The 14061-nt window shown below is 39.9% G+C and carries 10 protein-coding genes; 5 read left to right on the top strand and 5 right to left on the bottom strand.

Annotated elements, in window-relative coordinates; all coding sequences use genetic code 11:
• Positions 1-11 precede the first annotated feature (11 nt).
• The 3 genes from ABWU87_RS02645 to ABWU87_RS02655 are packed head-to-tail and all read right to left on the bottom strand — an operon-like array spanning position 12 to position 5811.
• On the bottom strand, positions 12-1394 hold the full coding sequence (locus ABWU87_RS02645; RefSeq protein ID WP_353333031.1) for a TolC family protein: 1383 nt from the start codon (positions 1392-1394) through the stop codon (positions 12-14).
• Positions 1395-1398: 4 nt separating this feature from the next.
• Positions 1399-4590 carry an efflux RND transporter permease subunit gene (locus ABWU87_RS02650; RefSeq protein ID WP_353333033.1) on the bottom strand — a complete coding sequence of 1064 codons (3192 nt, stop codon included), beginning with the start codon at positions 4588-4590 and terminating at the stop codon, positions 1399-1401.
• 27 nt (positions 4591-4617) lie between these two features.
• The gene (locus ABWU87_RS02655; RefSeq protein WP_434533898.1) at positions 4618-5811 is read right to left on the bottom strand and encodes an efflux RND transporter periplasmic adaptor subunit; all 1194 of its coding nucleotides are present in this window, start codon (positions 5809-5811) and stop codon (positions 4618-4620) included.
• Between the two features lie 173 nt (positions 5812-5984).
• Between ABWU87_RS02655 and ABWU87_RS02660 the strand changes: the two genes are divergently transcribed.
• Complete coding sequence (locus tag ABWU87_RS02660) at positions 5985-6842, top strand: helix-turn-helix domain-containing protein (RefSeq protein WP_353333034.1); 858 nt, start codon at positions 5985-5987, stop codon at positions 6840-6842.
• A gap of 151 nt (positions 6843-6993) precedes the next feature.
• Here the strand turns inward: ABWU87_RS02660 and ABWU87_RS02665 are convergent, their stop codons facing one another.
• Positions 6994-7602 (bottom strand): OmpH family outer membrane protein, encoded by a 609-nt coding sequence (locus tag ABWU87_RS02665; protein ID WP_353333036.1) that lies wholly within the window; start codon positions 7600-7602, stop codon positions 6994-6996.
• A 323-nt stretch (positions 7603-7925) separates the two neighbouring features.
• On the opposite strand from ABWU87_RS02665, the gene ABWU87_RS02670 reads away from it, so the two are divergent.
• From ABWU87_RS02670 to ABWU87_RS02685, 4 genes are all read left to right on the top strand, one after another.
• The gene (locus tag ABWU87_RS02670) at positions 7926-9386 is read left to right on the top strand and encodes an aminoacyl-histidine dipeptidase (RefSeq protein ID WP_353333038.1); all 1461 of its coding nucleotides are present in this window, start codon (positions 7926-7928) and stop codon (positions 9384-9386) included.
• 69 nt (positions 9387-9455) lie between these two features.
• Positions 9456-10883, top strand: a complete 1428-nt coding sequence (locus ABWU87_RS02675) for a right-handed parallel beta-helix repeat-containing protein (RefSeq protein WP_353333039.1) — start codon at positions 9456-9458, stop codon at positions 10881-10883.
• An 8-nt stretch (positions 10884-10891) separates the two neighbouring features.
• Positions 10892-11929: an endonuclease gene (locus ABWU87_RS02680; protein ID WP_434533899.1), complete on the top strand. Its 1038-nt coding sequence runs from the start codon at positions 10892-10894 to the stop codon at positions 11927-11929.
• Positions 11930-12033: 104 nt separating this feature from the next.
• Positions 12034-13443 (top strand): alpha-amylase family glycosyl hydrolase, encoded by a 1410-nt coding sequence (locus ABWU87_RS02685; protein ID WP_353333040.1) that lies wholly within the window; start codon positions 12034-12036, stop codon positions 13441-13443.
• Between the two features lie 55 nt (positions 13444-13498).
• Here the strand turns inward: ABWU87_RS02685 and rlmH are convergent, their stop codons facing one another.
• Positions 13499-13972: a 23S rRNA (pseudouridine(1915)-N(3))-methyltransferase RlmH gene (rlmH, locus tag ABWU87_RS02690; protein ID WP_353333043.1), complete on the bottom strand. Its 474-nt coding sequence runs from the start codon at positions 13970-13972 to the stop codon at positions 13499-13501.
• Positions 13973-14061 lie beyond the last annotated feature (89 nt).

A 14061-nucleotide genomic window follows, 5' to 3' on the forward strand; every position in this document is an offset into this window, starting at 1 on the left:
TTAGTTATGTTTTATCTTCCGCCTCCCAAAGCTTGGTATAGGCTGATGACTGCCTGGATACTCTGAAAACGGTCCTGTACATCGGATAACTGCGCGCTAAGCAATGATTGTTGTGCCGTAAGAACTTCCAGGTATCTTGAATTTCCCAGCTTCATTAACTGCTCGGTTTTATTAAGTGCACTTGTTAAAGATTCAATTTGCAGTTTTCTTTGCACGCATTTGTCGTTCGCTGACTGATATTTATATAAAGCATCGCTAACTTCGGCGCCGGCTTTCAGAATACTGTTTTCAAACGAGAGCAGAGCTTGCTGTTGTTGTGATTTTGCTATTTTAAGCTGTGCGGTAAGAGCTCCTCTTGTAAATAATGGCTGAGTTATGGAACCTAACGCTGATGCCAAAAAATTCCCCGGATTTGTAATTGCACCTCCGGCACTGTTAGTCCATCCGGCCGACCCGCTTAATGTTATCTTTGGATAAAAAGCAGAGCGTGCCTGATTTGTTGCATAATAAGCACCTGCAAGAGTCATTTCAGCCTGTTTTACATCCGGCCGATTGGACAGCATCTGCAATGGTATTCCTACTGATAAATGTTCAGGCATTACTTGCTCGTCCATTGTACCACGTTCTATGTGTCGAGGAGTCTGTGCTAGCAACAAAGAAAGCGCATTTTCGGTTTCACGAATCTGGCGGCGAAGATCCGGCAATGTGGCATTTACCTGATAATAGTATGCCTCGCTTTGAGCCACAGCTGCTTCAGTTATTCCGTAAAGTCCCGAATTTTTCATCGCTTTCATTGCCTTCACGTTCTCTTCCCAATTTCGGGCTGTCTTTTCAGTAATTGATAACTGACCATCTAGGAGTAAAAGCGTATAGTAACAATTGGCGATATTGGCTATAACCTGTGTTTGTACAGCCTGACGGTAAGCTTCGGTTTGCATTAACGTTGCTTTTACTTCTCTTTTTGCATTTAGAATATTGCCAAACAAATCTAACTCCCAACTTGACGAGACCGGCAGCTGATAAGTTTTGGTTGCTGCATGGTTATCAAAACTACTGATGGTTCCCTGAGGTGTAAGTGCCAACGATGGCAGAAAGGCTAAACGAGCAGCCCGCAAACCTTCTTTTACCTGTTCCACCCGAAGCATGGCTGTCTGTAGGTTAATATTATTGGAAAGCCCCTGTTCAATCAGTGATTGAAGCTTCGGATCGCGGTACACTTCCTTCCAGGGGAGATTTCCCATATTGGTTGTATCAGAAACCAAAGTATCGTTTATTGAAATGGTATCCCGATACAGACCGGAAGTGTTCACTACTGGCCTCTCATATGATTTGTAGATGTTGCAACTGCTTAGTAAGGCAGTTGCACACATCATTCCTATTATCTGTTTTTTCATTCCGTTATTCTTTATCAATGTTAGTATACTGTTCAAGCTCGGGCATTGCTTCGCTTACATCCATTCCTTCTTTTTCGATAGGTTTGATTTTTTCCTGTAGATATTCAAAGATTACGAATAATCCGGGTACCACAAATATCTGGCATAATACACCGATTAACATACCACCTACGGCACCACCACCTAAAGTTCTGTTACCATTGGCTCCTACACCGCTGGCAAACATTAATGGAAGCAAACCAATAATCATAGCCAGTGACGTCATCAGAATAGGACGAAGACGAGCTGTTGCCCCCAGAACTGCCGACCACTTGATGCTCATTCCGGCGTGACGCCTTTGCAGCGCAAACTCAGTTATCAGAATTGCATTCTTAGCCAGCAAACCAATAAGCATAATCAATGCAATTTGCAGGTATATATTATTGGCCGTTCCCATGAACTGGGCGAAAATAAATGTACCGGCAAGTCCAAACGGAATGGAAAGAATTACCACCAGAGGCAATATATAACTTTCATATTGAGCGCTCAGCAATAAGTAAACAAATACAAGACACAAAGCAAAGACAATGACGGTGGTACTTGCTCCGGTACTCTGCTCTTCACGCGTCATACCCGAGAATTCGTAACCGTATCCAGTTGGCAATGTCTGAGCGGCAACCTCTTCGATGGCCTTAATAGCATCACCAGATGTATAGCCCGGTGCCGGAGCTCCATTCACAGCCATGGATGTAAACATGTTGAAGCGGTTAATCACGTCGGGACCATAAACTTTCTGAATGGTCATGAACTGAGAGATGGGAGCCATCTCTTCCCCGTTTCTTACAAAGATACTGTTCAGTGTTTCCGGGTTGATACGATATCTTGCATCAGCCTGTACATACACCCGGTACAGCTTACCAAAACGGTTGAAGTTGGACACATACATACCGCCATAATACCCCTGAAGAGTTTCAAGAATGGTATTAGGCTTGATTCCTGCCTGTTTACATTTGGCGGCATCCACATCAACCTGATATTGAGGGAAGTTCGGGTTGAAAGAGGTCATAGCTCTTGCAATTTCAGGACGTTTATTCAGTTTTCCAAGAAAATCCTGTGCCACCATGCTAAAGTTTTGCAAACTACCACCGGTTTTATCCTGAAGATTAAATTCAAAACCGCTGGTCATACTGTATCCCGGAATCATTGGAGGAGCAAAAATAAGGATTTGTGCATCCTTGAATCCGGCGGTCTGCATATAAAGCATTCCCATGATGCTGTTAACGTCTTGTCCTTTACCTTTTCGCTCATCCCAGTCTTTAAGCTTACAGATGAATGTGCCGTAAGAGCTACCTGCACCTGTAATAAGACCGTAACCGCAAATCTGAGTACTACTTTTAATCAGCGGATTGGCCTTGAGAATCTCATCGACCTTTTTAACGGTTGCCTCTGTTCGTTCAAGTGAGGTTCCGGGAGCCATTGTTATGTTTATCATCAAAGTTCCGGTATCTTCGTTTGGCACCATTCCGGTTGGAGTAAACTTCATCAGCAATGCAAGGATTATAAAGCTTATAACAACAAGCCCGGCGGATAGCCAGCGACGCTTGATGATCCGTGTAACGCCTCCCTTGTATTTTTCAAGCATCACATTGTAAGTGGTGTTGAAAGCCGTATGGAAACTTTGTACGAAAGTTGTTTTCTGGTTACCTTCTCCCTCTTTTCCATGTGGCTTGAGGAAGATTGCGCAAAGTGCCGGACTTAGGGTCAATGCATTGACAGCTGATAAACCGATTGCAACTGCCATAGTAATACCGAACTGACGATAGAATACACCAGCGGTTCCTCCCATAAAGCTTACAGGGATGAACACCGCCATCATTACCAGCGATATGGAAAGGATGGCACCGGAGATTTCGCTCATAGCATCAATTGAGGCTTGTTTTGCTGATTTATATCCTTGGTCTAATTTGGCATGGACGGCCTCGACCACCACTATGGCATCGTCCACCACTATCGCAATGGCTAGTACCAGAGCGCTCAAGGTAAGAAGGTTAATACTGAAGCCAAACAGCTTAAGCAGCAGGAAGGTACCCACAAGCGCCACCGGGATGGCAATTGCCGGAATCAGCGTAGAACGGAAGTCCTGCAGGAATATATATACAACGAGTACTACCAAGATAAATGCTTCCAACAAAGTCTTCAGCACTTCGTAGATGGAGGCATACAAGAAGTCATTGGTATTCATCAATACATTGTATTTTACACCGGCCGGCAGCGAGCCTTCTGTTTCACTCAGGAACGATGAAATGTTATTGATGATTTCGGTAGCATTTGACCCCGGAGTCTGGAATATAATGCAGGATACACCATTACGTCCGTTAGTGAAACTTTTAACGCTATTTGACTGTGCACCCAGCTCAATCCGGGCCACATCCTTCAGTCTTAAGACATTTCCATCTGGAGTGGCACGAACCACAATGTTTTCAAATTCTTCAGTTTTCTGCAAGCGTCCTTTTGATTTCAGAATGTATTGGAACGATTGTCCTCCATCTTCCCCGAACTGTCCAGGTGCCGATTCGATATTCTGTTCAGCTAGTGCAGCCGAAATGTCTCCCGGCATCAGTTTATATTGAGCCATCACCTCCGGCTTCAGCCAGATACGCATGGAATATTCGCGGGCACCCATAACCATGGCGTCGCCCACACCGGGTATACGCATGATTTGTGGCAGAACATTGATCTTGGCATAATTCTGAAGGAATGTCTGATCGTACTTGTCGTCTTCGCTGTATACAGAGAATACCATCAGCATACTGGTTTGTCGCTTACTGGTAATAACCCCTACTTTGGTAACTTCGGCAGGCAGCAACCCCTGAGCTTTAGCAACACGATTTTGTACGTTTACTGCTGCCATGTCGGGATTAGTGCCTTGTTTAAAGTATACATTGATTGTAGCCATACCGTTATTAGCGGCTGTAGATGTCATATAGAGCATGTTTTCCACTCCGTTGATAGCTTCTTCGAGCGGAGCGATAACACTATTCATTACAGTTTGTGCATTTGCTCCGGTATAGGTGGTACTTACCTGAATCGTTGGGGGAGCAATATTTGGATATTGTTCAACAGGCAACGATACAAGCCCTAGTATCCCCAATACAACGATAAATATTGAGATGACCGTTGAGAGTACCGGTCGGTTAATAAATTTATCTAATTTCATATTTTGTCAATTTTTAAACAGATCAGGTTACTTTGAAGTTTCTTTAGCGGCCTTTTCCTCCATAGCTTTTTTGGCTGCAGCTTTTTCAGGAGTAATTTCCTTTATTTGCATGCCATCTTTCAAAGTTCCTGCGCCTTCAACAACAATCTTATCGCCAGCTTTCAGCCCCGAAGTAACAACATAGTTTTGTCCATCGTCTAGTAGGAATGTTTCGATAAGTGTACTTTTAACGGTAGATTTGTTGTCAACTACATATACATATTTCTTATCTTGTATTTCATATGTTGCTTTTTGTGGAACAACGATGCAATTATCCATCTTATATGGAATCAGGACAGAACCTGACCCTCCACTGCGCAATGTGTGATTTTTATTTGGAAATTTTGCCCTGAGACTTACAGAACCTGTACTTTGGTCTATAACTCCGCTCATAGTAGCAACCTTTCCTGTTTCGCCATAAATTGATCCATCTATCATTTTTAATTCCACTGCAGGCATCTTATCCAAGATATCCTTTGCGGAATTTCCTTGTGCGGTAAGAGTTAACAGTTGTCTTTCAGTCATGGAAAAATAGGCATACATCTCTGAAATATCAGAAACTGTTGTCAGTGGGGTTGGAGTACTTGGGCTAACAAGGCTTCCTACACGATAAGGAATAGTTCCCACCACGCCGTTTGACGGACTTGTTACCTTAGTGTATGAGAGATTCTTTTTGGCACTGATAAGTTGTGCCTTTGCCTGAGCAAGAAGGGCTTTACTTGATGCGAGTGCATTTTCGGCTGTTTGCAACTCGTAAGCACCGATGATATTATTTTTTGCAAGTTCACGTTTATTCTCGGCGGTAAGCTGAGCTGTTGCCACATTTGATGTTGCCACATTAACTGCGGCCTGAGCGGCATTGACAGCTTCCTGATACTGTACCGGATCAATAATGAATAAAGTTTGTCCTTTTCGTACAGTTGAACCTTCATCTATGCATAGACGTGTAATAATTCCTGATATCTGAGGACGTATCTCAATATCTTGCTTACCTTTGATTACCGCAGGATACGAACTTTTAAGTTCAACATTGGTCGGACTCAAGACTGTTACCGGATATTCCAGGTTCATCTCTTTTGCTTGTTTATTACCTTTTTTGCATGAAGAGAGTGAAAAACACATTAATAATGCTCCGCAAAGCGCTAATGGAGCAGTAAACAATCTACCTTTTTTCTTAAACATAAATAATGTCGTATTGGTTAATATACATTTTATCTAAATTATTCAATGCAAAGGTCTTAACAATTTAAGAAGCACGAAAGTTCTAAAGTGCATTATAATTGGTCAATAATTCATCGGATTTTTCGGAATTTAACAAAATTAATGATATTTTTGTGGTCTAAAAGGAATTTGATATGTATGATAGGCTGTTAGAACTTGCTGATAAATCAGTATCCATAGATGATAACTTTGCAATGGTTTCCGGCTCAATTAACTTATTTGAACAGGAATGTCCCATTCATACTGACCGAAATTATATTGGTTTCTGCCTTAGTGGTTCTGGAAACGTAGAGATTAATCTAAAAACTATCACTATATCTAAAAATGATTTGTTTTTTATTGCAAGACATTCAATTGTCTTTAATAAAGAATCGAGTGATGATTTTCGTTATGTCTTTTTTTCCATCTCTCCTGAGTATATGAAAGATTTATTGAATGATTTAAGAAAATATCCACCTGTTTTTCTCGCAAATCAGAATAAGCCGACTCTTTCATTGAAAGATGAAGAAATGGAACAGTTGATGACAATCTTTAATCTTATGTGGAAGCATATGGAAGAAGAACAAAATGAACATCAAAGAGATATTGTCAAGCATCTTTTGTGCTCTATTTTGATAAACATCCATCGGTTGGCTGATCGTAATAAGAATATCCTTGAGTCAATATCCCGAAAGGAAGAGATGGTTAGAAAGTTTTTTAATTTGGTGTTTGAGAATTTTAAGGAGGCTAAAGATGTATCATTTTATGCTGATAAACTTTGCGTGTCACCTAAATATCTTTCTTCTCTGGTTAAAAAGGTGGTTGGACAGCCGGCAAAAGAGTGCATTGATTATTGTGTAATACTGGAAAGTAAATTAATGCTTAGATCTTCTTGTACTATTCAGGAAATATCGCAGGAACTGAATTTCCCAAATCAATCCTTCTTTGGTAAATACTTTAAGAAGCATACCGGTATGTCACCTATCAACTATCGGAAATCTTACTTAAAGTAATTCCTGCATACCTTTCATAAGCTTTTTCAAAACAAAAGTTTTATCATTGAATATATATCTGGATTAATTGTAAGATAGCTATAAATTATAAAAGGGTAAAATCTCATTGTGATTTCACCCTTTCTTATAATTTATAATGATTTAAATGATTTTATTTCTTCTTCTGTGAAGGAGCGTATCTATCATTTAATCCTTTAATAATATCATTTGTGATGTTATAAGCTTTGTCGGCATACAATAGATTGTCAAAACCAGTATTGCTGAAAATCATGCTGTATTTATGCTTTTTATTATAAATCTTCAAGAATGAATTAATAGAATCGCGTAACTGGATGCTATTTTTCTGGTTTTCAGCCTGCATTTCGTTAGTCAATCTGGTTTGTAATTCCTGTAGCTCTTGTTGTTTTTTGATAAGACGTGCATTTTCTTGTTCTGCTCTTTCACGACTTACAAAAGCATTGTTTTGTACCTTGCGTTGAAATTCTTTTCCTTCTGCATCAAGCTCACGTGCTTTCTGGTTAAGAGTTGCACGGATGTTTTCTTCCTTCTTCATCATCATTTCATTAAGATCATTCCAGAAGGTGTATTTGGTAAGCAGTGTGTCTATTTCTACATAAGCTATTTTCAGACCACTTGGCGCTGCTCCCATATTTGCAGCACTTGATTCTTCTGATTCAGCTTTCTTTCCGTTACATTGAGTAAACATAACAATCACAGCTGCAGCTAAGATTCCTTTTGCAAGGTAATTAATTCTCTTCATAATTCGTTTGAATATAGTTTCTAAATAGTTATTATCTTTTTATTTTGTATTTTTCTTATCTAAGGATAATAAAAGGTTAAATTTCAAATCTTCTAAAAAATAATATCAGAATTGCTAGTGCATCTAAGTTGCAACAATTAACACTGTTTTAGGGGTAGTGTCATGCATTTCTATTATTTTTGTGCTGCAAATATAGACTTTTGAAAGGATTATACATGCTCTTTTCTAATAAAAAGTGTGTTCGGTTTTCATAGAAAGTAATCAATTTAACCATATTTAGTAATTTCACCATGAAAATACTAAGTATAAACATACATAAGCATATGAATAAAACAGAATTAAAGCCAGTTGAGGTATTTCATTTCTTTGAAGAGATTTGTAAAGTGCCTCGTCCTTCTAAAAAAGAAGAAAAGATTATCCAATATTTAATAGCATTTGCAAATAAATACAAACTTGAATCAAAAATTGACGAAGCAGGGAATATTTTAATAAAGAAGCCTGCAACGAAAGGGAAAGAACATCTTCATACAGTAGTGCTTCAGTCGCATATTGATATGGTGTGCGAAAAGAACAGTGATGTAGATCACGATTTCATGAATGACCCTATTCAGACAATTGTTGATGGAGAATGGCTCAAAGCAAAAGGAACTACGTTAGGTGCCGATAACGGAATTGGCGTAGCTACTCAGCTGGCTGTTCTGTCTTCTGATGAAATAGAACACGGACCGCTAGAATGCCTCTTTACCGTAGATGAAGAAACTGGATTAACAGGTGCATTCGCATTGAAAGAAGGGTTTATAAGCGGTGATATACTAATCAATCTGGATTCGGAAGATGAAGGTGAGCTTTTCATTGGATGTGCAGGTGGGGCAAACACTTTAGCCGAGTATACCTACCAACCGATAAGTGCTCCCAAGGATTACTTCTATTTCCGCGTCGACATAAAAGGACTTTCAGGTGGACACTCTGGCGACGATATCAATAAGAATAGAGCAAATGCCAACAAACAGTTGGTTCGCTTCTTATCTATATTGGCAGATAAATATGATTTGTATCTTTGTGAAATCAACGGAGGGAACCTACATAATGCTATCCCTCGTGAGGCATATGCTGTTTGTGCAGTACCTATGGCCTACAAAGAGCCAATCCGCATCGATTTAAATGTTTTTGCATCAGAAGTAGAAGCAGAATATGCAGTAACCGAACCCAATATGAAGTGGGTGCTTCAGTCAGAATCGCCGGTATCTGTTGCTATCGACCGTGAAACAACAACTCGGTTGATTAAATCTCTATATGCTGTTTTCAATGGTGTGTTTGCTATGAGTCAGGAAATACCGGGATTCGTGGAAACATCATCCAATCTTGCTTCCATAAAGATGAGCGATAATAATATTATCCGCGTTGTAACAAGTCAACGTAGTTCTACGCTCTCATCAAGAAAAGATGTATCTGCTGCAGTGAAGGCTGCATTCGAGCTTGGAGGTGCAAAGGTTAATGTGGGAGACGGGTATCCAGGATGGAAACCCAATCCGGCTTCGCCTATTCTGAAAGTGGCACAGGAAACATATATACGCTTATTTGGCGTGGAACCTAAAGTAAAAGCCATTCATGCCGGACTTGAATGCGGACTTTTCCTGGAAAAGTATCCTTCACTCGATATGGTCTCTTTCGGCCCGACATTAAGAGGGGTTCATTCTCCTGATGAACGGATGCTGATTCCAACTGTAGATAAATTCTGGAGACATTTGTTGGAAGTATTGGTGAATATTCCTGCTAAGAAATAATATTTACGCTTATTCAACGTTTTATATAGGGATAGCTAATACTGGTTATCCCTATATTTATATATACTTATGAAGAAGATTCTGACGATTGTATTTCTGAGCATTATGATCTCTGGTTTGAGCACTCTTTTCCATTCGTGCAATGAAGAGAGTTTTTCCACAGATTCAACTCATTTGCTGACCTTTTCTCAGGATACCCTCTCGTTTGATACTGTTTTTACAACTATCGGGTCGGCTACGGCACAAATTAAAGTTTATAACCCCAATAATAAACCTCTTCTGATATCGTCGATAATGCTTGCTAATGCGGCTAACTCAGGTTTTAAAGTTAATATTGACGGACAGAAAGGAACTCAGTTTGCCGATGTGGAGATTCAGGCAAAAGATAGCATGCATATTTTTGTTGAGGTGAAAATCAATCCTCTGGACAGAGATAACCCTGTGCTGATAAAAGATTCTTTAGTATTCACAACCAATGGAGTTAAACAGGATGTAAAGCTAATGGCTTACGGGCAGGATGTGATAATACTGAAAGGGAAAACGATTAACAGAGATTCAACATTTACTTCAAATCGTCCGATATTGATATATGACAGCCTTAAAGTTTCCGAAGGCGCCAATTTAAATTGTGAAGCGGGGACAAAGCTCTATTTCCATGATAAAGCCAATCTGCTGCTGCATGGCACAATTAATGCACAAGGAACTCTCGGAAATCCCGTATTGTTCCGCGGTGACCGTCTTGATAAAATGTTTACCAACCTTCCTTATGATCGTGTCCCTGGCCAGTGGGGAGGAATTCACATCTACTCAGGCAGCTATAATAATCGCTTTGATTATGCCGATATTCATAGCGGTAAATATGGCATTTTATGTGATTCGTCGGCCGTAGACCAGAATAAACTCGAAATGACCAATTCTATCGTGCATAATGTGGAGGGTGATGGGTTAAGCCTTATTTCGTGTAAAGCGGCAATATCCAATTGTCAAATTACAAATGCCGGGAAGAATTGCGTTAATTTATTGGGGGGAGATTATACTTTCACCCACTGCACAATAGCCGACTTCTATTCATGGGGAATTCGTAAAGGGGTTGCTCTGACCTATTCTAATTATAATGGAAAGATTGATTATCCAGTTAAGGCTTCATTCTACAATTGTCTTATAACCGGCACTTCTGCAGATGAGATTGCCGGGAGCAAATCAGATAAACAAAACGTCTCTTTTGATTATTATTTTTCTCATTCACTGATTAACTCCAAAGAGGAACCAGCCAGTGATGTCTTGGTTAATATTACCTGGGCAAAAGAGAATAAATTCATTTATATTGGAAAGGATGATTTTAGATATGATTTTCGTCCCGACTCATTGAACAAGGCAATCAACATAGCCGATCCGGAAATAGCCAGGAATTATCCGTACGACCTAAATGGTCGTTATCGGCTGAAAGATGGTAAGCCCGACGCGGGTTGTTACGAATGGGAATCGGGTGATAAATAAAATATGGCATGACATTTAAACGTAATCTGTTTTTTGTGTGCTTATTCACTCTGATCTTCAGTGGGGAAAGCAGTTTGGCTCAAAACAGATTTCGTGTGATGTTTTATAACGTGGAAAATCTGTTTGATTGCAAACATGACACGTTGAAAAACGATTATGAATTTCAGCCTCAAGCTCTGAGAGCCTGGCACTATGGCAGGTATAAGAAAAAACTGATTAACATAAGCAAAGTAATAACCGCAGTAGGAGAGTGGACTCCTCCGGCGTTGGTTGGGCTTTGTGAAGTGGAAAATGATAGTGTATTGACGGCACTGGTCAGATTCTCCCCACTGAAAGCACAAGGATATAGATATGTGATGACTGATTCGCCCGATGAACGAGGCATTGATGTGGCACTGTTGTATCAGCGGGGAAGTTTTAAACTGGTTGAACAGCACTCTATACGAATAGCTTTCCCAAATAATCCAAAGAAAACAACGCGCGACATTCTGCATGTGGCAGGAGAAGTGGTCACCGGAGATACCTTGGATGTGTTTGTCTGTCACTTTTCGTCCCGAACAGGAGGCGAGATTGAAAGTGAACCCTATCGACTTATTGCCGCAAAGCGGTTGAAGCTCTATACAGACAGTCTTTTTAAGGTGCGAAATCATCCCAATATCCTCATTATGGGCGACTTTAATGACTATCCCAGCAACAGATCAATCTCTGAAGTGCTGGATGCAAAGACTCCATCTGGTACAATACAACGCGAAAAATTATACAACCTGTTGGCAAACAGGGAAAAAGACCGCTCATTCGGCACTTACAAATACCAAGGTGAATGGTGCATTCTCGACCAGATTATTGTTTCGGGTTCATTACTAACAGGTGATGGTAAATTATCTACATCGGAAAAACTGGCAGGTATTTGTAATTCTCCTTTCCTATTAGAAAAAGACGAAAAGTATTCAGGTTATAAACCTTTCCGAACCTATTATGGAATGAAGTACCAGGGTGGATTCAGCGATCATCTTCCTGTTTATCTGGATTTGATTCTTTCTGAGTAGTGCAAACGTTCGCACTAGTCAATTCCCTTTTTGATGTTATGTACTCAATTTGTTTGTTCTGAATTTAATATATTTGAAGTATAATAACCTATTAGTATTTTACTATGAAGAAATTACGTCATCTAATTCCATTATTCCTTGTTTTATCTCTTTTATCCTGCAGCACAAGGAAAGAAAGTCCAATATTACAAACAGGAGTTGTTCACCCAGAGTGGTCGCGCAATGCAGTGATTTATGAAGTTAACCTTCGCCAATATACAGATGAGGGCACTATAAAGGCGTTTCAGAATCATTTACCCAGATTAAAAGAGCTTGGAGTAGATATTTTATGGTTCATGCCGATAAATCCTATATCCGAGAAAAATCGTAAAGGAAAGTTGGGCAGTTACTACGCTGTGAAGAATTACAAGGAAGTAAATCCTGAGTTTGGAACCATAGCCGATTTTAAAGAAATGGTGGAAAAGGCGCATGAAATGGGATTTAAAGTAATACTTGATTGGGTGGCCAATCACACCGGCTGCGATAATGTATGGGTAAAAAAACATCCCAACTGGTATGTGAAAGATAGTCTGGGCAAAATTGTGAGCCCGTTTGACTGGACAGATACCTATAAACTTGACTATACAAAGATGGACATGCGTGCAGCCATGCTTGATGCGATGAAATTTTGGGTTAAAGAGTGCGATATAGATGGTTTCCGTTGTGATGTTGCTTTTGAAGTGCCAACAGATTTTTGGGATGAAGCCCGCAAAGAGCTTGATTCTATCAAACCAATGTTTATGCTTGCTGAGGCTGAAAAACCGGAGTTGAACAAGAAGGCTTTTGATATGAGTTATAACTGGCCGTTAAAAGATCTGATGACGAAAATTGTGAAAGGCCCAAAAGATGCTGGCAAAGCTCAATACGTTCATAAGAAAGATAGTGCGGATTCAGAAACGAACAAAGTAAAAGCAGCCGAAGAACTTGATAAGTTGCTGGCTCATCAGGATAGTATTTTCCCAAAAGATGCTTATCTGATGAATCACATTACTAATCATGACCTGAACTCATGGGAAGGTACTGAGTTTGACAGGTTGGGCGAGGGTGTAAGGGCATTTGCCGTCCTTACTTATACATTGAAAGGAATGCCGCTTATTTATACAGGACAAGAAGTGGGAATGAACCGGGCATTGAAATTTTTCGAAAAAGACAAAGCACCCGACTGGACAAAAAATGAAACATTCGAGTTCTATAAGAAACTTAACGAGTTGAAACATACTCAAGCAGCATTGTCTGCCGGCGATAAAGGAGGAGAGATGGTGAGGTATTTCACCGATTCTCCTAACGTTTATATTTTTGCTCGCAAACTTCCCGCATCAGAAGTTCTGGTTTACCTGAATCTTGGTAAGGAACCAGCCACTCTTTCATTCAAGAGAAATGCTCCTATAGGTGTTTTTAAGGACTATTTTCTGGGGAAGAAGGCCCATCTTCCGGTAACCCTGGCTCCCTGGGAATATAAAGTGTTTGTTAGATAAGTATATGTGTTTGGTGCTCCCGGATGGTTAAGCTGATTTAACCGCCGGGAGTTTTTTATTCATGATGATAAGGTCCGTTGTTCAAGATGTTCATTGCCCTGTAAAGCTGCTCTACGAAGATAAGTCTTATCATCTGATGTGAAAAGGTCATCTTTGATAATGAGATTTTCTCTTGCGCTGCGGAATATACCTTCTGAGAAAAACCATAAGGTCCTCCGATTACAAAGACTAATCGCTTGTTTACAGTCGACATTTTCCTTTCAATCCATCCGGCAAAATCCACGGAACGGAATTCTTTCCCGAATTCGTCAAGTAGCACTACCACATCACCTGGCTGAAAAGCTTTCAGGATAAGTTCTCCTTCCCTTTCTTTTTGCTGTTCCATTGTAAGACTTTTGGTGTTTTTAAGTTCGGGAATCACCTCCATGTCAAAAGAAATATAATGCTTAGTGCGCTCAATATAATCATTGATTGCTGTTATGTAATGCTTCTCTACTGTTCTTCCTACAACGATAAGTGCTATTTTCATGGATAAATTATTTTTTGGAGATTTTGAAGATGCAAAAATAGGTCTTTTATCTTGAATTAGGGAAATTACGTATGGTTTTAAGGAAATAA

The sequence above is a fragment of the Bacteroides sedimenti genome (assembly GCF_040365225.1).
Lineage (GTDB): Bacteria > Bacteroidota > Bacteroidia > Bacteroidales > Bacteroidaceae > Bacteroides > Bacteroides sedimenti.

Coding starts and splice junctions, on each gene's coding strand:
- ABWU87_RS02645 (WP_353333031.1), bottom strand. CDS start 1,394: ATGAAAAAACAGATAATAGGAATGATGTGTGCAACTGCCTTACTAAGC.
- ABWU87_RS02650 (WP_353333033.1), bottom strand. CDS start 4,590: ATGAAATTAGATAAATTTATTAACCGACCGGTACTCTCAACGGTCATC.
- ABWU87_RS02655 (WP_434533898.1), bottom strand. CDS start 5,811: ATGTTTAAGAAAAAAGGTAGATTGTTTACTGCTCCATTAGCGCTTTGC.
- ABWU87_RS02660 (WP_353333034.1), top strand. CDS start 5,985: ATGTATGATAGGCTGTTAGAACTTGCTGATAAATCAGTATCCATAGAT.
- ABWU87_RS02665 (WP_353333036.1), bottom strand. CDS start 7,602: ATGAAGAGAATTAATTACCTTGCAAAAGGAATCTTAGCTGCAGCTGTG.
- ABWU87_RS02670 (WP_353333038.1), top strand. CDS start 7,926: ATGAATAAAACAGAATTAAAGCCAGTTGAGGTATTTCATTTCTTTGAA.
- ABWU87_RS02675 (WP_353333039.1), top strand. CDS start 9,456: ATGAAGAAGATTCTGACGATTGTATTTCTGAGCATTATGATCTCTGGT.
- ABWU87_RS02680 (WP_434533899.1), top strand. CDS start 10,892: ATGACATTTAAACGTAATCTGTTTTTTGTGTGCTTATTCACTCTGATC.
- ABWU87_RS02685 (WP_353333040.1), top strand. CDS start 12,034: ATGAAGAAATTACGTCATCTAATTCCATTATTCCTTGTTTTATCTCTT.
- rlmH (WP_353333043.1), bottom strand. CDS start 13,972: ATGAAAATAGCACTTATCGTTGTAGGAAGAACAGTAGAGAAGCATTAC.